Origin of the sequence: Paenibacillus vulneris, assembly GCF_039543185.1 — a bacterium.
GTDB classification, from domain to species: domain Bacteria; phylum Bacillota; class Bacilli; order Paenibacillales; family NBRC-103111; genus Paenibacillus_S; species Paenibacillus_S vulneris.
In genome coordinates this window covers 176771-196136 of the sequence record NZ_BAABJG010000027.1, presented here as the reverse complement: position 1 = coordinate 196136, position 19366 = coordinate 176771, and the positions used below count along the sequence as shown (strand labels likewise).

Genomic DNA, 19366 nt, shown 5'->3' with positions numbered 1-19366 from the left:
TTCTACAAAATGCGTCAAAGTTCTCTATGAACCTACTGACTCTTTTATTATAATAAAACATATCATTCTGGCAAGGAGAGATCGAATAGCATGGAATTATTATTAGCATCGCTCTTGATGGTCATGGGTCAGGTTCAAACAGATCATCCGGATGTCAGCTTCGAACAGCTGGTACAAGCCTCGCTTGATTCGAAAAATGCCGTCGTCCAGCAGGCTTCGGGCTCGAACAGTTCTGACGGAAGCTACCTGAGACCCGTTAACAAGATAGACCCTCAGAAGGACGCACCCAAGGTCAAGGGCGTATACGTCACTGCCCACAGCGCAGGAGGTTCCAGGCTCAATACATTGATGAAGCTAATGGATGATACCGAGCTTAATTCCATGGTTATCGATATTAAGGACGACTGGGGCTACATTACATACGATACCGGCAACGCCGAGCTGGCGGCGATGGAAACGACCCAAAAGATCATTCCCGATATGCCCAAGCTCATAAGCACGCTGCAGGAGCATCAAGTGTATCCGATTGCCCGGATTGTCGTATTCAAGGATACCGTCTTGGCCAAAAAGCACCCCGAGCTTTCCTTCCTGAATCCGGACGGAAGCGTCTGGGGCAACGGAAAAGCAACACCGGACAGCTTCGTCAATCCGTACAAAAAAGAAGTGTGGGATTATAACATTGCCATAGCCAAGGAGGCGGCCAAAGCAGGCTTCAAAGAAATCCAGTTCGATTACGTCCGCTTCCCGGAAGGCTTCGAGAAACGCGCGGATACATTAAAATATGACAAAGACGAGCGTTCAAGAATCGATGCGGTAGCCGAATTTGTGAAATATGCTCATGAGCAGCTGGCCCCTCTGGGCGTCAGAGTCTCGGTGGATATCTTCGGATATGCAGCTTCCGTGCCTGCGGCGGAAGGGATCGGACAAGATTTCGAGAAAATTTCGGAAAATGTGGACGTCATCTGCCCGATGATTTATCCAAGCCACTATGGTCCTGGCTGGTTCGGCGCCAAGGTTCCCGATGCCGAGCCTTATGTAACGATTAACGGCGCCATCAAGGATACACATAAAAAGCTCGAGCCGATTAGCAGCATCCAACCTATTGTCCGACCGTGGATTCAGGATTTCACCGCCTCCTGGGTTCAGGGCTATATCAAATACGGCAAGCATGAAATTGAAGAGCAAATCAGGGCTTTGAAGGATAACGGCGTAGACGAGTTTTTGTTGTGGAATGCGGTTAATACGTACACCGCGAATGTAGATTATAAGTGAATTTATTTTTGTCATCCCATGATAAGACCCCGTCCGGAGCAGCTCCGGCGGGGTCTTCGACGATCTTGGAATATTATAAGTTCGGAATTTGCCAGTCAATTTCGGGCGAGCCGATACTCTTAAGAAATTGATTCGTTTGCGAATAGGGCTTGCTGCCGAAAAAACCTCGATAAGCCGACAACGGGCTCGGATGAACCGACCGCAGGATGAAATGATGGCGGTTCGTGATCAGCTGCATTTTTTGCTGGGCATGACTTCCCCACAGGATAAACACAATGGGCTCTTCCCTTTGGTTCAGATGCGAGATGACACGATCAGTGAATCTTTCCCAGCCCATTCCCTTATGAGAATTGGGCGACCCTTCCCTCACGGTAAGCACCGTGTTGAGCAGCAGCACGCCCTGCTCGGCCCAGCGTACCAAATATCCGTTATTAGGTATGGTACAGCCCAAGTCATCCTGAAGCTCCTTGAACATATTTTGCAATGAAGGAGGTGCAGGCACCCCCGGCTTGACCGAGAAGCTCAATCCATGCGCTTGGCCCGGTCCGTGATAAGGGTCCTGCCCCAGGATAACGACCTTTACCGAAGCATAAGGGGTCAAATGAAGGGCATTGAAAATATCATACATATCAGGATAAATGGTACGGGTGTTATACTCATTCTTCAAAAATTGGCGAAGCTCCTTGTAGTAAGGCTCTTCAAATTCCGAAGCAAGCAGAGCCTGCCAATCGTTGTTCAAGATGGTCATACCTGATTCCACTCCAACTCTTCGTTACTTGCGAAACTTGCTCACCATTTGGACAAAATAGGACAACGTCCGGTGTACCCGATCCTTCGTTTTGCTATCGGCGGGCACCCCCTCAGGAGTAAAGAGCCGCTGCTCTCCGCCAATCGAAATCCATTCCGGGCAGTTAATCCCGTGCACGTTGCGTACGATCGTTTGCAACTGCTGCAGCGAGCTGACGCCCACCGCTCCCCCTGTTGAGCTCACAGACAGCACAACCTTCCCGTCGAAATGGTCGAAGCCTACATGATCCAGCGCATTTTTCAATACCCCTGTCGGTGCTCCATGGTATTCCGGAGTCGCCAGCACGATACCGTCCGCCTCCAGCAGCTGTGTCTTCATGAATTGCAAATTCTCGTCTGCATATTCTGCATCCGGACTGTAGAATGGAATAGGAAGCTGATTCAATTCAATCAGCGTTACATCGCATTCGTGACCTTCCAATACCGTTTGAATATAGCGGCATAATTGCGTGCTTGTGGACTGCTTGCGGTTGCTTCCTGCTAAAATGGTTATTTTCATATCGGGCAGCTCCTTTTCTGTTCGTTACTTTACATACATTTTAGTATAATATGTATAACAAGTCAATAACAGGAAGTTCCTATTTGCAGCCCTTTCTTACTTCATATGGGTCTCCATAATATAACCCGCTCCTGTCACAGCCCGTTTTTTCTCAATAATGCTTGCTTCCACCACTTCCGGATTGCTGACAAAATGGCGGACCAGATGCTCTTCCAGGAAATCGAATGCCTGGGCTTCATTCTCTGCAAGCACGGTCATATACACCTTCTGCTCCTGTAATTCCACTTCCAGCTTGTACAAATACATAGGACTTCTCTCCTTGAAGGACGATATTAAGCTATGTCCTTTATGGTAACAGATTCAGGACCGGCTTGCATGTGTTTTCCGCTTTTCGTTACAATGGGACTAATCATAGACCCCGATAGGAGATGAGCCTCCATGCTTGCCATAGGTCAACCCGCTCCGGCTTTCGAAGCGGAAAGCACTCTTGGGCCTGTCCGATTAAACGATTCACTAGGGCAGCAGCCGATCGTTCTTATCTTTTACCCTAAGGACGAAACACCCATTTGCACCAAACAGCTATGCGCCGTTCGCGATTCCAAATCGCAGTACGCCCGGTTTAACGCCCTTGTGCTCGGCATCAACCCGGGTACGATGGAAGAGCATCAGCGTTTTTCTCAAAAATATGCCTACGATTTCCCCCTTGTATCCGATAAGGACGAACGAATCCGGGAGCTGTACGACGTCGGCAAGGTCTTCCTTCTTGGCCAGCAGCGCATCGTATATGTCATCAATCGGGAGGGGAAGATTGTATACGCCAAAAAGGGAAACCGTCCAACGAAGGAAATTTTGGCGGCTCTTGCTGACTGAATAAAGAACTGCGCACAACAAAACCCGGTCGCTGCCTTCCTCCCACGGAGAAGCTCGAACGGGTTTTCTGTTAGAAGACCTATGCGATTATTGGGACAAACGCTTCGTCAATTCGTATAAGTCCATGTTAAATTCTTTTTTCGTATTGACTACCAGATCGATATCCGTAGCTACAAGCTCGCCCTTAATAACACCACAAGATTTGCCCGAATCGCCTTCAATGAGCTTGCGCACGGCAAAATCGCCCAGCTTGCTGGCCAGAATCCGGTCGTTATGCGTCGGAGTGCCTCCGCGCTGAATATGTCCCAGTACCGTAACACGGGGCTCAATGCCGTTACGCTTGGAAATTTCATTGGCGATATCCTCGCCCTTGCCGACGCCTTCGGCTACAACGATGATACTATGACGCTTGCCTTGCCCGAAATTGACTTTCATCCGCTGAGCCATTTCGTCCAGGTCGTAAGGTACTTCCGGAACAAGGATCGTTTCGGCGCCGCTGGCAAGTCCGGCATACAATGCAATATCTCCGCAATGTCTGCCCATGACTTCCACGACGGAAGAACGCTCATGGGAGCTCATCGTATCACGAAGCTTGTTGATGGCATCCACCACGATGCTAACAGCCGTGTCGAATCCAATCGTATAGTCGGTGAACGGAATGTCGTTGTCAATGGTGCCAGGCAAGCCCATAGTTTTGATGCCCAGCTTGCTGAGCTTGTTCGCACCTTGATAAGAGCCGTCGCCGCCGATAACGACCAGTCCGTCGATACCTCTCTTGCGCAGGTTTTCGGCACCCAGCTGCTGTCCTTCCGGTGTCGTGAACTCCTTACAGCGTGCGGTTTGCAGAATCGTTCCTCCGCGTTGAATGATGTCGCCTACGCTGCGCAGGTCCATCTCGCGAATATCGTCATTGATCAGACCTGCATAGCCACGCTGTACGCCGAACACTTCAAGTCCGTGAAACAAACCGCTGCGCACCACCGCGCGCACTGCTGCATTCATACCTTGCGAATCTCCGCCGCTAGTCAAGACGGCTATTTTTTTAATAGACATGTATGGTTCCTCCCAAATGATGCACGTTCCGTGCTGGCAAATTATGATGTTTTGCGAATCCAAACACTGTTGATAAAGAAAAAGAGTCGGGTCAGCGGGCTCCCCTTCATCAATTCCCGCGATATTTGCTTAACCTGCTTCTGCTCCTTCACCTTCGGATCGGAGAGATAGAGCGCAAGCAGGCCCTCGATAATCATACGGTGAAAGGCCGGATGGTCCAGCCGATCGGCCCTGCTCCGGGCTTCCCGGACAATCAAAGCAATCCGCTTGATCGTCTGATCCATGTTAGCGTAATAGCTGCAAAAGTTTAAATCGCCGCCAAGTTCGTCCTCTTCCTGATCGATCAAGTAATCAAGCAGGATATGCAGACCGCATATGTAAGGAAAATAAGCGGCATCAATATGATTCACTGTTTCGGATTGTAATTCCGGGTCGGAAGCGGCCAGGAAAAGCATGAACATGCCTAATGTCGATCCGGTTGCGGCTGCGAACTCATTCCAGCTTATGGCCGGATATTGCGATTCGTGCTTGCTCCACCACGTCTGAAGCGCTTCTTCCCGCAAATCATGGCGTATATGCTTGTACACTTGCAGATCGCAGTATAAGCCCACCAGCCGTCTGACATGCTCCCCCACAAGCTGATACGAAGGCAGCAGCCGGATACTCGCCTGACAGGTTTTGACCAGCCCGTTCAAGTACTCCCCGTCATCCTTCTCCGTACGGTAGGCATAGTAGTCGTGCAAAGGCTCCGCCGGATCAACGGCATCCAGCATCGATTGATGCAGCATGCGGAAATCGTCGGCATCCAGCGAGGTGCTCCTGTCACACAGGTTATCCAAATAATCGCTGATCGTTTGCAGAGCCACTATGAGCGGAATCAAGACATGACGCATCGGCAAATTGGCGACGGCATAGACAGCCCCGCCTTGACAGTGAAACTGCTTGCTGGTCATGCTGGCAATGGCCTGGCTGCGCAGCTCCGGATCCGGAATGCGCTCCGCAATCTCCCGCCAGTAATTCAACTGCTCCCGAACCTCCGGAAGCACATAACGATAAACGCGCAGCATAAGATGCAAGGAATTGTTAGGAACGCGCGAAATATGACGAGACTCAAAGCTCAAGCGAGTTCCCCCCGCTCCTTTGATACGAATACTGCAGTAACAATCGGATCTCGAGCCACTGCAGCTCGATCAGCAGCTCGTCCGCCGTATCATCCTGCACTACGGTGACCTGCTGCTCAACAAGATCCGTGAACATAGCTGTATCCCATGCTGTTCCGGAAATGAACGCAGCCAGCCTGCTCTTCATCGAGTCGCTGCTGATGCTGTCGATGTCATAGCTCCTGCAAGCTTCTTGAGCAGCTGAAAGCAGCGATTCATGAACCGGATGCGCACCGGCTTGGCGAAACCAGTACTTTGCGTTGCTGTAGTCCCCTTCCATCCTGTGCATAATCCCGTGCCAATAGCTGCCTGTAGGATTATGGATCTCCTGGGATAGGGAATGGGATTTATCCAGATTCTCGTTTAATAAATGCAAGCCCGCTTTAGTCGCCAAAGCGTAGGGCTGACTTCCCGGATCCAGTCCTTCCGCCGGCAGCTTGGCTATTCGAATATCGTGCAGCTCATCCCATTCTTCCATAGGATAGAGCGACGGCTTGTGATCCTTCAGTATATTCCATACCCGGGTTACCGCTTCCGTCCATGCCAAGGTGCTTCTCACCTCTTTTCCTATCAAACTCATAACCTTTATTATATTACAAAGTAAGGACAATGCCCACCTTAAATCACTGGATGATTTTCATTGGCTACCCCGCAAAGTGATGCTTTCTATCATGATGAGAAAACCTCTGGCGAGGCTTAATGATGAGCCGCCGAATCCGAAATTTCCTGATTGACTCTAAACCAGAGATGCAGCTCGTTGATCGTGCCCGCCAATTCGGCAATCTCGCTGTTCAGCTCGCAGGATACTTGAAAGTTATCCTCGACATCCAGCTGATTTTGCTTGCGTATGATAATGCGCTCGAGCTTTTTCACCTGATCCGGAATCGTTCCGCGAATCTCTTCCCAGCGCAGCAGGATCTCCGACCGTTCCGCCTCCGTATAATCCTCCCAATCCTTTTCCAAATGCGGAAGGGGGATACCAAGGCGTTCGTCTGTTACAAAAGTCCATGTCATGGAGGTTCCGCCTTTCTTGTTTAAGCGTTCGTTTTTGTCTCCATTACTGTACCATGAAGCCGCGGCCCTCTGCCAGTAGTTATCGAAATTTTCCGCGCTCATATCAAAGAATATATGCTATACTGTTTAGCGTGCTTTGTTAACGTTAAACTACCAGGTAGGAGTGCACTTATGAACACCCAAGAACAGAAAGTAACGTTTCGGCAGCTTCTTGCTTTCTTTATCCCGCTAGGCGTTTCAGCAAGCCTCGTTACCATTTCCCACGTTATTATTAACAGTACGCTTGCGCGCTCCGCACAGCCAGAAGTGATCATCGCAAGCTATGCTCTGCCTTTAAGTATTCTGGGTCTGACCGAAAGACCGGCCGTATTGATGAGGCAAACCTGTTCGGCCCTGGTCCGCGACCGGATATCGTTCCGAGCGATGTCGGTTATCAGCTGGTACATATTAGCCTGCATTATGCTGCTAGGCGCATTGATCTGCTATACTCCCATCGGCAAATGGGTGTTTTTGCATTTCTTCGGAGCGGAGCCTTCCATGATACAGCCGATGGTCGAGGTGTATCAGATTCTTATGTTCGTCAGCATCTTCTCCGGTCTGCGGTGCCTGTACCACGGGATTATCATTTTCAATATGCGGACCAAATGGCTGACCATCGGCATGGTGATACGGCTCGTAGCCATGTACTTGCTGTCGCTGTATTTCATCCATACCGATCAGGTTAACAGCGGCCGGGTCGGAGCCATTTTATTTTTGACAGGGATGATGGTCGAGGCGGCCGTCAGTATTTGGGAAGGCAGATCGCTGCTCAAGAAAATACCCGAGAAAAAGCCGGACCATCCGATTGAAAAGCCGAAGCAAATCTTCCATTTTTACCGGCCGCTGCTTTATTCTTCAGTTATTGCCGTTATTGTAGGGCCCGCTGTCAACGCGTTTTTAGGCAAAACGACGGATTTTCAGCTGGCCATCGCATCATTTGCTATAGCCGGCAGCTTGACGAATCTGGTGCAAAGCTTTTTCTCTTATATTCATCAAATCGTTTTGAATTTTTACCGCAAAGACGCTAAAGCCGTTATGCGGTTTACGTTCGTATTAGCCTTTATTCCGAGCATTCTCATCGCTCTGTTATCTTATACCCCTGTAGGGCCGTGGTTTATGGAAAATGTAATGGGTGTCAACGAACGGCTCATGCACGCCAGCCTGGACACACTTCGAGTGTTCATGATTACGACGCTTGTGTTTCCTTGGCTTGACTTTGGAAACGGCATGATTATGCTTCGCGGTGAAACAAAGGTGATGATCTGGTCCCAGGCTGCGAACGTGTCCGTCACGCTTATCTCCCTGGTGCTTACTATCGTGCTAACGCCGGGCTGGAACGGAATGGTGGGAGCATTGGCTCAATCACTCGGACTCGCCGCAGAGGCGTCGGTCGTATGGCTCGTGCTGCGGCAGGTGCTCAAGTCAAGCGACAAACCGCCGTTTCAAATGACATTAAAATCATAGAATCGAGTGATTAGCAAGTGGAAAGCACCATGCAGGCAAAACAAACGAACTTCGGAATCCAGCGCGGATTCACGTTTTCTTTTTATATGACAATGGCTGTTATCGTGTCCTACTTCCCGTTGTACTTCCAGTCCGCAGGCTATTCGACGATCCAGATCGGTCTCCTGTACTCTATCGGGCCTATGATCGGCATCGTATCCAATTTGTTCTGGGGAATTATCAGCGACAAGCTTCAAACGGTGAAAAAGATCTTGGTATGCATCCTTGCGGGCCAACTCATCATGGCCTTCATCGTGTTTCATACCGGACATTTCGGTCTGCTTATGTTCTTTATGGCCCTGTTTTTCTTTTTTCAGTCTCCTACCAGCTCATTAAACGACAGCCTGACGCTCCTCAGTATCAGCGGCACGAGCAAAAGCTACGCCTCCTTCCGGATTTGGGGCTCTATCGGCTTTGCCGTTGCCTCTCTTGTATTCGGCATGCTGCTCAAGCAGCAGGGGTCGAGCCTTACCGCGGTCCTAAGCCTCTGCACTATCAGCCTCTCCCTTGTGCTGTCGCTCATGCTGACGGATGCGCGGAGCCATTCCCGCAAAAAGCTGGAATTCGCCGGCCTGGTGCAGATTGTGGCCTCCCGTAGACTCTTGTTTTTCTTGCTGGCGATTACGATTGTCTCCGTTGCCCACCGGTTTAATGACGGCTTTCTGGCTTTGTTCCTGAAGCAGCTCGGAGCGGACCAAACGATCGTCGGATGGTCCTGGATGGTTTCGGCAGCCAGTGAAATACCGACCTTCTTCCTGCTTAGCAAATATGGGCATAAGTACAAGGAGCTGCCGCTGCTAGCCGTGTGCGGGATCGTCTATGCCATACGCTTTCTCTTGATGAGCCAGATCGATAATCCGTTATGGGTCATTGCCGTTCAAGCAATGCACAGCATATCCTTCGGTATTTTCTTCTTCACTGTCATCCGATATATTCAACGAAGCGTACCGGATGAATACAGGTCGACCGGTCAGGCGATTTTTGCTGTCTGCTGGTCGGGACTGGCCGGCCTGGTCAGCGGTACGCTCGGCGGTTGGCTGTTCCGCGATTTCGGTCCCCACTGGATGTATGGAATCGGATCCCTGCTCTCTTTACTCGGCGTCGCCGGATTTCTGGTGCTGCACTATGTATATCCTGAAGATTAATCCTTCATTTTTCCCGAATTTTCATCAATTATTCATAATTTCTCACAATTTTTTGCAAAAAGTGCAAGAAAATGCCCGATCCTGACGTCTATATAGGTGATGGCAAGGTGTGAGTCCAGCAAAGCCCTGCTGCATTGCCTGCAACAAGGGCTTTTTTTACTATACCGGAAAGTTCCATTCTCGAAAGCAGGTTCGTCGTCTTGATCCTTCCAGATGGCGCTAAAACGAGCCAAAGAGCAGAGCAAAGCTCACTAGAAAGACTGCCTTAGAGAGGATCTGGGTTCTATCGGACTTGCCATGCTTATGTACCATGAAGATGACGGAGGGGTTATGTGCTTGCAGTAGAACATCTATCACACCGTTTCCGCAACGGAAACGAAGAAACACCGGTTCTGCATGACATCGATTTTTCCGTTGCCAAAGGGGAAATCGTTGCGCTGCTCGGGAGCTCCGGTTCCGGCAAATCGACGCTGCTGAATTTGATGGCCGGCTTGATGAAGCCGACCCAGGGCAGCATTCTGATCAGCGGTCAAGCGATCGAGAAAATGACGGAAAATCAGCTTGCGGAATTCCGCAGAATCCATATCGGATTTATATTTCAATCCTATGAATTGATCCCTCACCTGACGGTCCGGGAAAATGTCGAGCTTCCGCTCATATTTCAGGGCGTGAAGCCCAAAATCCGCAAGGAGAAATCGTTGGCCTTGCTGAACAAGGTCGGGCTGGGCGGGAAGACCGAAATGTTCCCCTCTCAGCTATCCGGCGGACAGCAGCAGCGCGTTAGTATCGCGCGTTCTTTGGTGACCGAGCCTACCATTGTGTTCGCAGATGAGCCTACCGGGAATCTGGATACCAAAACCGAGAAGGAAATTATCGACCTCCTGATTGAGCTCAATCAGACGCTGCAGATTACGTTTGTTATCGTCACCCACGAACTGGAAGTGGCCAAGCGGACCCGGCGGGTCATTCAGCTGCGGGACGGTTATTTGATCGAAGACGCGCAATGGGCTGGTGATGAGGAATGAAGGCTTATGATTATTTGCGCTTAGGATGGGAGCAGCTCCGTCGGCGAATGGTCGTAACGGCCTTATGTGCCATGGGAATTGCGATCGGCTCCGCCTCCATCATCGTAGCGTTGTCGTTCGGGGAATCCATCAACCATTACAGCCGCACCCAAATGAGCTATTATATGAAATCCGATGAAATTACGATCCGCAGCGGATCGGCTCCCAATATCGATCCTGCGGACACGAATGCCAATAAACCCTACGAGCTGAGCAAAGCGAAGATTGACATCCTGCGTACGCTGCCTCATGTGAAATCTATTGCAACGTACCAGACATTCGATCAATTTCAATTTGAAGTCGACAGCAAGAAAGGCTACATCAACAATTTATACGCTACCGAGCTGGATACGCTGGAGGCGTTCGGCTTCGAGCTTCAGCAAGGCGGAGCGGCTGATCTCGACAATACGATCATATTAAGCTACGGTGCGACGATGGGCTTGTTCGATGCCCAAATCTCCAAGGCCCGCAGCCAGATGCTGCAGGATCAGCTTGACAGCCGGGAAGCCTCCGATAATTGGAGACGGCAGATGCTGGTGTCGTATCCGTTATACCAGAAGCAAATCGTGCTGAAGCCACAAATATTCCGTTCCGACGGCATAGAGGTCTCCAATCTGCAATTCCCGCTTCGCGTGGTGGGGATTCTGAAAAAGCCGGAAGGCATGCCTGATGATGTCGTCATGCACATGAAGACCGCATTTATCTCCCCGGCCATGGGGAAAAAGCTCCGCGACGCCATGAACGCCGCCAATGCGAACGACAGCAAAAAATCAGGCGGCAGCTCAAATAGCGTCGTTACCGTTGAGCCCGAGTTTAACGAGGTGAAGATGAAGGTCGACTCCAGCTCTCATGTCCGCGAGCTCGAGGAGCTGATCAAGAAGCTGAAGCTGACGGCGGAAACGAACCTTCATCGGGAAGAGCAAATGCAAGGAGAGCTCGTCATACTGCGGCTTGTCTTCGGCGGAGTCGGCCTCTTCATCCTTTTTGTCGCCTCCATCTCCATTATCGTCGCGATGACCATGTCTACCTATCAGCGGCGCCGGCAGATCGGCATCATGAAGGTGCTCGGCGCGAACCTTAGACAAATTCGCCACATGTTCATGGTGGAATCCGCCCTGCTCGGTGTCATCGGGGGAGCCTGCGGGATCCTGTTGTCCTATTGGGTCATTTGGGGAATCAATATCGCCGTGCTGCGCTTCTCCCCTCCTCGACCTGGATCGGAACAGGAGATCCTGTTCATCAGCGGCTGGATCCTGCCTGTGGGGCTGTTCTTTGCGGTTCTGACCGGCGTCCTGTCCGGCATCTATCCTGCCGTTAAGGCCTCGCGCACCGACGCGTTAACTGCAATCAAACGAGACTAGGAGAGTCATTCAATGAAAAAGAAAACATGGATTTCGGCCATCGCCGGTATTCTCGTCATAGGCATTTCAGGAACGCTATACATCCAAAGCCATAAAGCTCCGCCGCAGCCGGCGGCGGGCACAGCTGTATCCGCATTGAGCTTCAAGGTGACCCGTGAGGATTTGACCAATTCCGTTGAGGTAAAGGGTAAAACCTCCTATCAAAAAGAGACCTACGTCAATGCGCCCTTTTCAGCCGATGTCAAAACCTGGTCTGTCAACGACGGCGCCCAGGTCAACAAAGGGGATGTCATGTTCCAACTGGACGCCACTTCGCTGAATGACGAAATCGCCACGCTTCAGGCGAATATGAAGAAGCAGGAGCTTGAGCTTCAGCTCGCCCAATTCCAGAAGGATCTGCCTAATCAAACCATAAATGCTGACGCCGAAGGCTTATCGGAAAAAGACGCCAAGCAGCGTTATGCCGATTCCAAGAGCAAGGAGGTGCAGGAAGAGATTACCCGCTTGAATCTGGAGCATATGAAGACCCAGCTTAAGCAAAAAACGGACAAGCTCCAATCCGCCCAATATACGGCTCCCGAAACCGGTATTTTTCTGTTCGACAGCACGAAGCAGCCGCAATCCGTTAAAGAAAACGAACGCATCGGAAAAATCGTCGATCTGACCAAGCTGCAGCTGATCTGCTATATCGGTGAATATGATTTGTTTCATCTGAAGGTCGGGTTGCCGGTGGAGGTGCGCGTCGATGCGCTGAAAAATACGAAGCTGAAGGGGGAAATCAGCAATATATCCAAATTTGCCAAAAACAACAGCTCCAGCAGCGATACGGTCAATACGGCGGCTGCCCAGTTTGAAGTCGTTATCTCCCTGGAGCCTAACGAGCAGCTTATCGCGGACTTGAGCTTGACAGCGACGATTGTTACGGATAAGAAGCCGAATGCTCTCGTCGTCTCCACCCTGGCCATCCAGCGGGATAAAGACCAATACTACGTTATGCTGCAAAACGGTCAGGGAGCCCTGGAAAAGCGCGAGGTCAAGATCGGACTCGAGACGCCGGATAAGACCGAAATTATCAGCGGGCTGAATGAAGGGGATACGGTTGTTATTCAATAAAACGAATCCATAGGTTGTCATTCCCACATAAACCCGATATAATTGAACGGTAGCTCATAGTACCAAGTCACAAACCATGCTTAGGCGAGCTTGAAGGGATGGAATAACCAATGCATTATGATGAATTCAAAACGATCCTCCACGAACGTAGAAGCGTTCGCAAATACACCGATCAGGAAGTTGCCATTGAAGATATAAAAGAACTTATCGACTGCGCACGTTACGCGCCAAGCGATACCAACTCCCAGACCTGGGAATTCATCGCCATTGTCAATCGCGAAAAAATCAAGCACATCGAGCAGCTCACATGGGAGCAGCTTCATAAAAAAGCGGCCGAGGCCGAAGAGCGCGGACTCAGCAAGGAAGGACGCCTGCTCGTCAAATCCTTTGGTCCTTACGCTACCGCTTTCTCGGATGCGCCTGTGCTTATCGTATGCTTGGCGACTCCATATACGTCCAAGTTTAGAGACCGCATCTTCGAGCCCGTTAAGCTGGTTCCCGAGTCGGTCTGGGAAGAGGAAGGCATCAAGAGCAGCTGTCTCGCTGCACAGAATCTGATGCTTGCCGCCCATGCCCGCGGCATGGCTACATGCCCTATGACCGGTCCGGTCCTGCTTGCTTCAGAGCAGCTGCGTGAATATCTCGAAATTCCGGCGCACTGCCAGATCAATATGGTCATCTCGCTGGGATATCCGGCTGAGCGCCCCGGCAAGCTTCCCCGCAAGGAAGTAGATGATATTTTGCGCATCGTGAACTAATTTCATTATAGAGAAATGATAGACAATCCGCCTCTGTTAGAAGGGGCGGATTTTGTTGCTCCACCCTAATACCGTTGTTCCACTGAATTGTGTACATACGAAAATATCAACAAAAAAAAGCATCCGCTCCAAAACCGAAGTTTTAGAGAGATGCTTTCTTTTTGGATGCTATGGCACTAATATATAAGAAAAACCGACGCAATACCAAGATGTAAGTCCACCCAAAAAGGATGGGGTTATTCGAGTCTCACGCCGCCGTTTTTAGATCTTATAGCTTAATGACGTTAGCTGCTTGAGGACCACGGTTTCCTTGAGTGATTTCGAACTCAACGGATTGGCCTTCTTCAAGAGTTTTGAAGCCTTCGCCTTGGATTGCGGAGAAGTGAACGAATACATCGTCGCCGCCTTCAACTTGGATAAATCCGTAGCCTTTTTCTGCGTTAAACCATTTAACTGTACCTTTCAATGAAAACAACCTCCTAGAAGTATCGCCATCTAAGGGCGAATACGTTGATTATACCATCAGAATCATTATAAAGCAATATTCAAAAGAGAATCAAGCTCTATGTCAGGATGATTTTTTTAGAATTAAAAATTCCGTAGATTCCGGAATAAAAGCAAGGCGCGATACGCCCGTCTCAACTGTAATCCCTTCAGAACTTAACTCGGAAAGCATAGAATCCAGGGCCGGGTACCGCTCCCAACGAAGTGAATACAGAGGGTATATCAGGACTCTACCGCCTTGGCGGCATACGCGGAGAAGCTCCCGCACGGCTTGTAAATGGAATGCTTCGTCAAATTGCTCCTGATACAAAAATAAAAAATGGCTGCACAGCACCAGCGAAAAGGAATCGTTATCGAACGGAAGCTCGGGTAGCCGGGCTGCCGTGTATTTGTCCGAGCCTTCATGCCGCTTAAAGTCCTCGATAAAACGTTGTAGCGACTGCTCTCTCATGGCGCGATGACGGTCCAAATCCCGGTAATAGCTCCAATCATATACATCCTTGATAGCGTCCAGTTTTCTTGTGGACAGCTCAATCTCCCGTTCGCCATGCTCCCTAATGGCTTCCGCATCCATCGAATACAATGGATCCGCCGCCTGCGACCGGTATCCCTTGGCTGCTGCCTCCGCCGAGAAGGATGACGCTCCGGACGCGACGTCAAGGATCGGGCCCTCCTGCAGCTGTTCCTTGTCCAACGCAAACATAAGCTCATACTCTGCGAATGAGCGGCACGTCATGGCGACGCCGGCCTGCTCGTAATGCTTGTTCACCATACTCATCTCTCCTGTCCTGTACTGTTCTCATCTTTGCTTACTGCGACCCCTATGCCGCAGCTGCAAGCCTGCCTGCGCCAGCTTAGTGGAATTTTACCATGCTGGCCCATTTTTTGGCAATGGCTTATTTGCATGCGCTAATTACTGCTGCGCTTGATTTCCTCCCCCTATTGAGGTATGATTCAGCCGATATCTTGTGAAAAGAAATGGAGCCGGACAAATGATTAAAAAGCACTTAATTTATAAACGCGATAAGTGGAATATGATGACGGTAGAGGTCAACGGCAAAACGCTCATCTTGCGTGAAATCTCCGATCAATGGGGCGAGGAGTGCCATACCTTTCTAAGCAGGCCGGCCTTGATGCATTGGGCGGAGGACCGCTTCTCCAAAGACAAATTCGACGGTTCGCAAGAAGAATGGAACGCCATCATGCAGGCGCTAAAAGAAGTATAGCCAATTTTTGGAGCCGAGGGCTTGACTTTAAGCTTGTCCTCCCCCTATAATAAACTTAATTACATAGGACGTCCTCCAAAGGGGAGTAGCTGTCACAATAAAGTCGTCAGTTCGGGTGCAAGCCCCGGCTTTATTGGCAACGCAACGTTGTTAGCAAGACCTTTGCCTATACGGTAGAGGTCTTTTGTGTTTACTGAAGACCTTTACCGCGTACGGTAGAGGTCTTCTTTATGTAAACTATTTAACAAAGGAGCGGTATGGACATGGAATGGTTAGACCCGACATTTTTCACGGCATTACTAAGCATTATTTTGATTGATCTGGTGCTTGCCGGAGACAATGCCATCGTTATCGGACTCGCAGCAAGAAATTTACCCAAAGAGCATCAGAAGAAAGCTATCTTATGGGGGACTATCGGGGCCATCGTCATTCGTGCCGCCGCCACACTGGTTGTTGTCTGGCTGCTTAAGATGCCGGCTCTCTTGCTTATCGGCGGCGTCGTCCTCGTATGGATCGCCTATAAGCTTCTTGTTGATAAGAAGGATCACGAGATTCAAGCCAAGCCGAGCCTGTGGCCCGCTATTCAAACCATCATTGTTGCCGATGCGGTCATGGGCTTCGATAATGTGATGGCTGTCGCAGGCGCTTCACACGGAAGCTTCCTGCTGGTCATCATCGGCCTGCTTATCAGCGTTCCGATCATGGTCTGGGGCAGCACGCTGTTCATCCGCTGGATGGAGAGATTTCCTTGGATCATGTATATCGGCGCAGGCATTCTTGCTTTAACAGCTGGTAAAATGCTGACCGAGGACCCACTGGTGCACGGCTGGTTCGACGCAAATCCTGTCATAAAATGGCTGCTGGTCGTTGTCGTTGTCGCGGGAGTGCTGCTGGCCGGTTTATGGACCAAGCTGTTCGGTTTCTTCGTTTCGATCAATGACAAAGGGCATCTGACCATTCCTCAAGAGCTGGTGGAGGAAGCCGACATCCAGCCGGATGACAGCTTCCAGGCAAGACGCGATGAAAAAGGCCGTCTGGTGCTCGTCAAATCCAACGGTTAATGGTTTCAAATGAAGCTCCCTCTTCGATCTTCCCTAGATTACCGGATGACCGATGAAGGGGGCTTTCGTTCGTCTATCGGCAGCCAGCATGAAATCATGGGGCATCGGTGCATCGCCGGTTCTCTTTTGCCTTCACGGTTCGTACAATGATTTGGAGAGCACCTGATCCCCTCCTCTTCATCATCCGGAAAACAAGGAATTCACGGCAGCGTGTCGAATTGGTGATAACAGGAGTCTATTGCCAGAAATGGACACACTACAACCGATCTGCTGTAATGAGGTGACTTTAATGAGTAATTCCGCTTCCATTCTTACGTTTATTATCGTTTCGTTCTGCTTTGCGCTCGTATTAATTATGAAGAAAGATTCGCTGCCAAGCTCCGTCAAGCGCCCCCTCGCCATCCTGGCTCTTGTAATGGTGGCTTTCTCTTTTACCTTGATCGTCTACAGCTTTTTCAGCCTGCATTAACCGTGGATAGTTCTCTTTGTGCAGACCAAAGGATCTGTTTTACTTCGAATTCAGATTCTCTTATAATATAGCTACAATCCGGTCATACTAGGAAAAAAATTGCAGGGGGGCATGATGCACTATGCGTTTTTTTCCGTTAGTGATGACGGGTATCCTGTTTGCGGGAACCGTGCTCTCAGCTCCTATAGCCGCAGACGGTGTAACCAAACCATCCAAAAATACGAGGAGGCCTCCCATGAATCAAGTACTTAAGAGAAGTGACGTGCCTGCCGAGCATCGCTGGCAGCTCGAAGATTTGTTCCCTAACCAGGAAGCGTGGGACAAAGAGTACCAAGAGGTCAAGGAAGCCCTGCAAAAGGTTGGCGCATTTCACGGAAAGCTGAAGGATCCCGCCGCCATCAAGCAATGCTTCGAGCTGGAAGACTCTATCTCGTTACATATGGAAAGACTCTACGTGTATGCCAACATGAAGCATCATGAGGATACCGCTGATCCTACATACCAGGCATTATCCGAAAAAGCCAAAAGGTTAAGCGTAGAAACCGGCGAGGCCTTATCCTTCATCTCTCCCGAAATATTAAGCTTATCGGATGACGAGTTGCAGAAGCTTATCAGCAATCCCGAGCTCAGCTTCTACAAGCGGACGCTCGATGAAATGATTCGGGAAAAGCAGCACGTGCTCTCCAAATCGGAGGAGGCTCTGCTTGCTCAAGTCGGCAATTTGTCACAAGCGCCAAATACGATATACGGCATGCTGAATAACGCGGACATGAAGTTCCCGAAAGTGAAAAATGAGCAGGGCGAAGAAGTCGAGCTGACGCACGGCCGTTACATACAATTTCTTGAAAGCCGCAATCGTGAAGTCCGCAAAAATGCGTTCGAGGCCATGTACGCTACGTATGCCAAGAATAAGAATACGATCGGCGCAACGCTGGCTGCGAATGTGACCAAAAATATTTTTTATTCCAAGGTTCGCAAGTACCCTTCCACACTGGAAATGTCCTTGTACGGAGACAACATCAAAAAAGAAGTGTACACCAACCTGATCGACACCATCCATCAGTCGCTGCCGTTAATGTACCGCTACATGGAGCTTCGCAGAAAGCTTCTGAAGGTCGACGAGCTGCACATGTACGATTTATTCGCTCCTCTGGTAGACGAATATAAGATGGATATTACATACGAGCAGGCGCAGGCGACCGTGAAGGAAAGCTTGAAGCCGCTGGGCCAAGATTACCTGAACATCCTGCAGGAAGGCTTCACTGACGGCTGGATCGATATTTACGAGAATGAGGGCAAGCGAAACGGAGCCTACAGCTGGGGCGCTTACGGCACGCATCCATATGTTCTGCTGAACCATAAGGATAATTTGAACAGCATGTTCACGCTCACGCACGAGATGGGCCATGCCATTCACTCGTATTTGTCCGATGCCAGCCAGGAATACCGCTATGCGCAGTATACGATTTTCCTTGCAGAGGTCGCTTCCACCCTGAACGAAGCGCTGCTTATGGATTATTTGCTCAAGAAATCGACCGATCCGAAGGAAAAAATGTATTTGCTGACCTATTACATGGATCAGTTCAGAACGACGGTGTTCCGTCAGACGATGTTTGCCGAATTCGAGAAAATCATTCATGAAAAGGCGGAGCAAGGCGAGTCTCTGACTCCTCAGGATTTCAGCAAAATTTATTATGACCTTAACGTGCTTTATTACGGCAAGGATATGGTCGTCGACAAGGACATCGAAATGGAATGGGCTCGAATCCCTCATTTCTATAACAGCTTCTACGTGTATAAGTATGCTACCGGCTTTTCGGCGGCTACCAGCTTCGCCAAGCAAATTCTTGACGAGGGCCAACCGGCTGTGGACCGTTACCTTGGCTTCCTGAAAAGCGGAGGCAGCGATTATTCCATCAATATTTTGAAGCGCGCAGGTGTGGATATGTCGACTCCGGAGCCTATTCAACAGGCTATGGATGTATTCAAGGATTTGCTCGAGCAAATGGAAGAGCTGGCCAAGTAAGATGGACTGCAAGGCTGCGGACATGATGATGCTGCAGCCTTGCTTTCTTTTATCCCATAATAACCTGCAGCATGACAGGAGGCGTTAAGCTCATGAGGGCTCAATGGATGATTATATTCACATTATTATTTGCACTAATTACCGCCATATTTGCTGTTATTAACGTAGAACCGGTTCGGGTACAATTCCTGTTCACCCAAGCGGATATTCCGCTCATTCTAGTTATTCTTGGCTCTACATTATTAGGCGGCCTCATTGTCGGATTGATCGGGCTCTTCCGCCAGTACAAGCTGACCAAATCGATCAAGCAGCTGGAGAAGCAGCTTCAGGAGCTCCAAGCTGGCTCTTCCGTTGCTACAGCCAGTCCGGCCGTAGTTGAGCCTTCGGAAACAGCTCTCCCGCCCCATCCCGAGCCTTAAACA

At 50.0% G+C, this 19366-nt stretch carries 22 protein-coding genes; 13 read left to right on the top strand and 9 right to left on the bottom strand.

The window, feature by feature from the left end:
- Positions 1–90: 90 nt before the first annotated feature.
- Positions 91–1272, top strand: a complete 1182-nt coding sequence (locus tag ABEA66_RS23815) for a putative glycoside hydrolase (protein ID WP_079908614.1) — start codon at positions 91–93, stop codon at positions 1270–1272.
- Positions 1273–1345: 73 nt separating this feature from the next.
- On the opposite strand, the gene ABEA66_RS23810 is transcribed toward ABEA66_RS23815, so the two are convergent.
- The 3 genes from ABEA66_RS23810 to ABEA66_RS23800 all read right to left on the bottom strand — a co-directional run bounded on the left by ABEA66_RS23810 (position 1346) and on the right by ABEA66_RS23800 (position 2884).
- Positions 1346–2020, bottom strand: coding sequence for a uracil-DNA glycosylase (locus tag ABEA66_RS23810; RefSeq protein WP_079908613.1), 675 nt, complete (start codon positions 2018–2020; stop codon positions 1346–1348).
- A 24-nt stretch (positions 2021–2044) separates the two neighbouring features.
- Positions 2045–2578, bottom strand: a complete 534-nt coding sequence (locus tag ABEA66_RS23805; protein ID WP_192700972.1) for an NADPH-dependent FMN reductase — start codon at positions 2576–2578, stop codon at positions 2045–2047.
- 96 nt (positions 2579–2674) lie between these two features.
- Positions 2675–2884 (bottom strand): DUF3906 family protein, encoded by a 210-nt coding sequence (locus tag ABEA66_RS23800; protein WP_192700973.1) that lies wholly within the window; start codon positions 2882–2884, stop codon positions 2675–2677.
- 132 nt (positions 2885–3016) lie between these two features.
- Between ABEA66_RS23800 and ABEA66_RS23795 the strand changes: the two genes are divergently transcribed.
- On the top strand, positions 3017–3448 hold the full coding sequence (locus tag ABEA66_RS23795; RefSeq protein WP_192700974.1) for a peroxiredoxin: 432 nt from the start codon (positions 3017–3019) through the stop codon (positions 3446–3448).
- 87 nt (positions 3449–3535) lie between these two features.
- Here the strand turns inward: ABEA66_RS23795 and pfkA are convergent, their stop codons facing one another.
- The 4 genes from pfkA to ABEA66_RS23775 form a co-directional block, all read right to left on the bottom strand.
- Entirely contained in the window at positions 3536–4501 is a 966-nt protein-coding gene (gene pfkA, locus ABEA66_RS23790) for a 6-phosphofructokinase (protein ID WP_079908609.1), read from the bottom strand.
- Between the two features lie 41 nt (positions 4502–4542).
- Positions 4543–5568: a tetraprenyl-beta-curcumene synthase family protein gene (locus tag ABEA66_RS23785; protein ID WP_345591721.1), complete on the bottom strand. Its 1026-nt coding sequence runs from the start codon at positions 5566–5568 to the stop codon at positions 4543–4545.
- Between the two features lie 43 nt (positions 5569–5611).
- Complete coding sequence (locus tag ABEA66_RS23780; protein ID WP_345591402.1) at positions 5612–6208, bottom strand: hypothetical protein; 597 nt, start codon at positions 6206–6208, stop codon at positions 5612–5614.
- Positions 6209–6357: 149 nt separating this feature from the next.
- The gene (locus tag ABEA66_RS23775; RefSeq protein ID WP_345591400.1) at positions 6358–6675 is read right to left on the bottom strand and encodes a hypothetical protein; all 318 of its coding nucleotides are present in this window, start codon (positions 6673–6675) and stop codon (positions 6358–6360) included.
- A 171-nt stretch (positions 6676–6846) separates the two neighbouring features.
- On the opposite strand from ABEA66_RS23775, the gene ABEA66_RS23770 reads away from it, so the two are divergent.
- The 6 genes from ABEA66_RS23770 (at position 6847) to ABEA66_RS23745 (ending at position 13658) form a co-directional block, all read left to right on the top strand.
- Positions 6847–8178 (top strand): multi antimicrobial extrusion protein MatE, encoded by a 1332-nt coding sequence (locus tag ABEA66_RS23770; RefSeq protein WP_345591398.1) that lies wholly within the window; start codon positions 6847–6849, stop codon positions 8176–8178.
- Positions 8179–8207: 29 nt separating this feature from the next.
- The gene (locus ABEA66_RS23765) at positions 8208–9362 is read left to right on the top strand and encodes an MFS transporter (RefSeq protein ID WP_345591395.1); all 1155 of its coding nucleotides are present in this window, start codon (positions 8208–8210) and stop codon (positions 9360–9362) included.
- Positions 9363–9694: 332 nt separating this feature from the next.
- Positions 9695–10387, top strand: coding sequence for an ABC transporter ATP-binding protein (locus tag ABEA66_RS23760; RefSeq protein WP_192700977.1), 693 nt, complete (start codon positions 9695–9697; stop codon positions 10385–10387).
- On the top strand, positions 10384–11787 hold the full coding sequence (locus ABEA66_RS23755) for an ABC transporter permease (protein WP_079908604.1): 1404 nt from the start codon (positions 10384–10386) through the stop codon (positions 11785–11787). The genes ABEA66_RS23760 and ABEA66_RS23755 overlap by 4 nt, the downstream gene beginning before the upstream one ends.
- A gap of 12 nt (positions 11788–11799) precedes the next feature.
- Complete coding sequence (locus tag ABEA66_RS23750) at positions 11800–12900, top strand: efflux RND transporter periplasmic adaptor subunit (protein ID WP_345591391.1); 1101 nt, start codon at positions 11800–11802, stop codon at positions 12898–12900.
- A 110-nt stretch (positions 12901–13010) separates the two neighbouring features.
- Positions 13011–13658: a nitroreductase family protein gene (locus ABEA66_RS23745; protein WP_079908602.1), complete on the top strand. Its 648-nt coding sequence runs from the start codon at positions 13011–13013 to the stop codon at positions 13656–13658.
- A gap of 268 nt (positions 13659–13926) precedes the next feature.
- Here ABEA66_RS23745 and ABEA66_RS23740 read toward each other — a convergent pair whose 3' ends face one another.
- Positions 13927–14124, bottom strand: a complete 198-nt coding sequence (locus ABEA66_RS23740) for a cold shock domain-containing protein (RefSeq protein ID WP_079908601.1) — start codon at positions 14122–14124, stop codon at positions 13927–13929.
- Positions 14125–14226: 102 nt separating this feature from the next.
- Positions 14227–14934: a methyltransferase domain-containing protein gene (locus ABEA66_RS23735; protein ID WP_345591379.1), complete on the bottom strand. Its 708-nt coding sequence runs from the start codon at positions 14932–14934 to the stop codon at positions 14227–14229.
- 220 nt (positions 14935–15154) lie between these two features.
- On the opposite strand from ABEA66_RS23735, the gene ABEA66_RS23730 reads away from it, so the two are divergent.
- The 5 genes from ABEA66_RS23730 to ABEA66_RS23710 all read left to right on the top strand — a co-directional run bounded on the left by ABEA66_RS23730 (position 15155) and on the right by ABEA66_RS23710 (position 19363).
- Positions 15155–15388 (top strand): hypothetical protein, encoded by a 234-nt coding sequence (locus ABEA66_RS23730; protein ID WP_345591377.1) that lies wholly within the window; start codon positions 15155–15157, stop codon positions 15386–15388.
- Between the two features lie 263 nt (positions 15389–15651).
- A complete protein-coding gene (locus tag ABEA66_RS23725; protein ID WP_345591375.1) occupies positions 15652–16449 on the top strand; it encodes a TerC family protein in 798 nt (265 codons plus the stop codon).
- Positions 16450–16738: 289 nt separating this feature from the next.
- Entirely contained in the window at positions 16739–16918 is a 180-nt protein-coding gene (locus ABEA66_RS23720) for a hypothetical protein (RefSeq protein WP_079908597.1), read from the top strand.
- Between the two features lie 235 nt (positions 16919–17153).
- A complete protein-coding gene (gene pepF / locus ABEA66_RS23715; RefSeq protein WP_345591374.1) occupies positions 17154–18944 on the top strand; it encodes an oligoendopeptidase F in 1791 nt (596 codons plus the stop codon).
- Between the two features lie 92 nt (positions 18945–19036).
- On the top strand, positions 19037–19363 hold the full coding sequence (locus tag ABEA66_RS23710; protein ID WP_079908595.1) for a LapA family protein: 327 nt from the start codon (positions 19037–19039) through the stop codon (positions 19361–19363).
- The last annotated feature ends 3 nt before the right edge of the window (positions 19364–19366 follow it).

What these genes read in the sequence shown, in the direction of transcription:
- ABEA66_RS23815 (WP_079908614.1), top strand. Translation starts at nt 91, where the DNA reads ATGGAATTATTATTAGCATCGCTCTTGATGGTCATGGGTCAGGTTCAA.
- ABEA66_RS23810 (WP_079908613.1), bottom strand. Translation starts at nt 2,020, where the DNA reads ATGACCATCTTGAACAACGATTGGCAGGCTCTGCTTGCTTCGGAATTT.
- ABEA66_RS23805 (WP_192700972.1), bottom strand. Translation starts at nt 2,578, where the DNA reads ATGAAAATAACCATTTTAGCAGGAAGCAACCGCAAGCAGTCCACAAGC.
- ABEA66_RS23800 (WP_192700973.1), bottom strand. Translation starts at nt 2,884, where the DNA reads ATGTATTTGTACAAGCTGGAAGTGGAATTACAGGAGCAGAAGGTGTAT.
- ABEA66_RS23795 (WP_192700974.1), top strand. Translation starts at nt 3,017, where the DNA reads ATGCTTGCCATAGGTCAACCCGCTCCGGCTTTCGAAGCGGAAAGCACT.
- pfkA (WP_079908609.1), bottom strand. Translation starts at nt 4,501, where the DNA reads ATGTCTATTAAAAAAATAGCCGTCTTGACTAGCGGCGGAGATTCGCAA.
- ABEA66_RS23785 (WP_345591721.1), bottom strand. Translation starts at nt 5,568, where the DNA reads ATGCTGCGCGTTTATCGTTATGTGCTTCCGGAGGTTCGGGAGCAGTTG.
- ABEA66_RS23775 (WP_345591400.1), bottom strand. Translation starts at nt 6,675, where the DNA reads ATGACATGGACTTTTGTAACAGACGAACGCCTTGGTATCCCCCTTCCG.
- ABEA66_RS23770 (WP_345591398.1), top strand. Translation starts at nt 6,847, where the DNA reads ATGAACACCCAAGAACAGAAAGTAACGTTTCGGCAGCTTCTTGCTTTC.
- ABEA66_RS23765 (WP_345591395.1), top strand. Translation starts at nt 8,208, where the DNA reads ATGCAGGCAAAACAAACGAACTTCGGAATCCAGCGCGGATTCACGTTT.
- ABEA66_RS23755 (WP_079908604.1), top strand. Translation starts at nt 10,384, where the DNA reads ATGAAGGCTTATGATTATTTGCGCTTAGGATGGGAGCAGCTCCGTCGG.
- ABEA66_RS23750 (WP_345591391.1), top strand. Translation starts at nt 11,800, where the DNA reads ATGAAAAAGAAAACATGGATTTCGGCCATCGCCGGTATTCTCGTCATA.
- ABEA66_RS23745 (WP_079908602.1), top strand. Translation starts at nt 13,011, where the DNA reads ATGCATTATGATGAATTCAAAACGATCCTCCACGAACGTAGAAGCGTT.
- ABEA66_RS23735 (WP_345591379.1), bottom strand. Translation starts at nt 14,934, where the DNA reads ATGGTGAACAAGCATTACGAGCAGGCCGGCGTCGCCATGACGTGCCGC.
- ABEA66_RS23730 (WP_345591377.1), top strand. Translation starts at nt 15,155, where the DNA reads ATGATTAAAAAGCACTTAATTTATAAACGCGATAAGTGGAATATGATG.
- ABEA66_RS23725 (WP_345591375.1), top strand. Translation starts at nt 15,652, where the DNA reads ATGGAATGGTTAGACCCGACATTTTTCACGGCATTACTAAGCATTATT.
- ABEA66_RS23720 (WP_079908597.1), top strand. Translation starts at nt 16,739, where the DNA reads ATGAGTAATTCCGCTTCCATTCTTACGTTTATTATCGTTTCGTTCTGC.
- pepF (WP_345591374.1), top strand. Translation starts at nt 17,154, where the DNA reads ATGAATCAAGTACTTAAGAGAAGTGACGTGCCTGCCGAGCATCGCTGG.
- ABEA66_RS23710 (WP_079908595.1), top strand. Translation starts at nt 19,037, where the DNA reads ATGAGGGCTCAATGGATGATTATATTCACATTATTATTTGCACTAATT.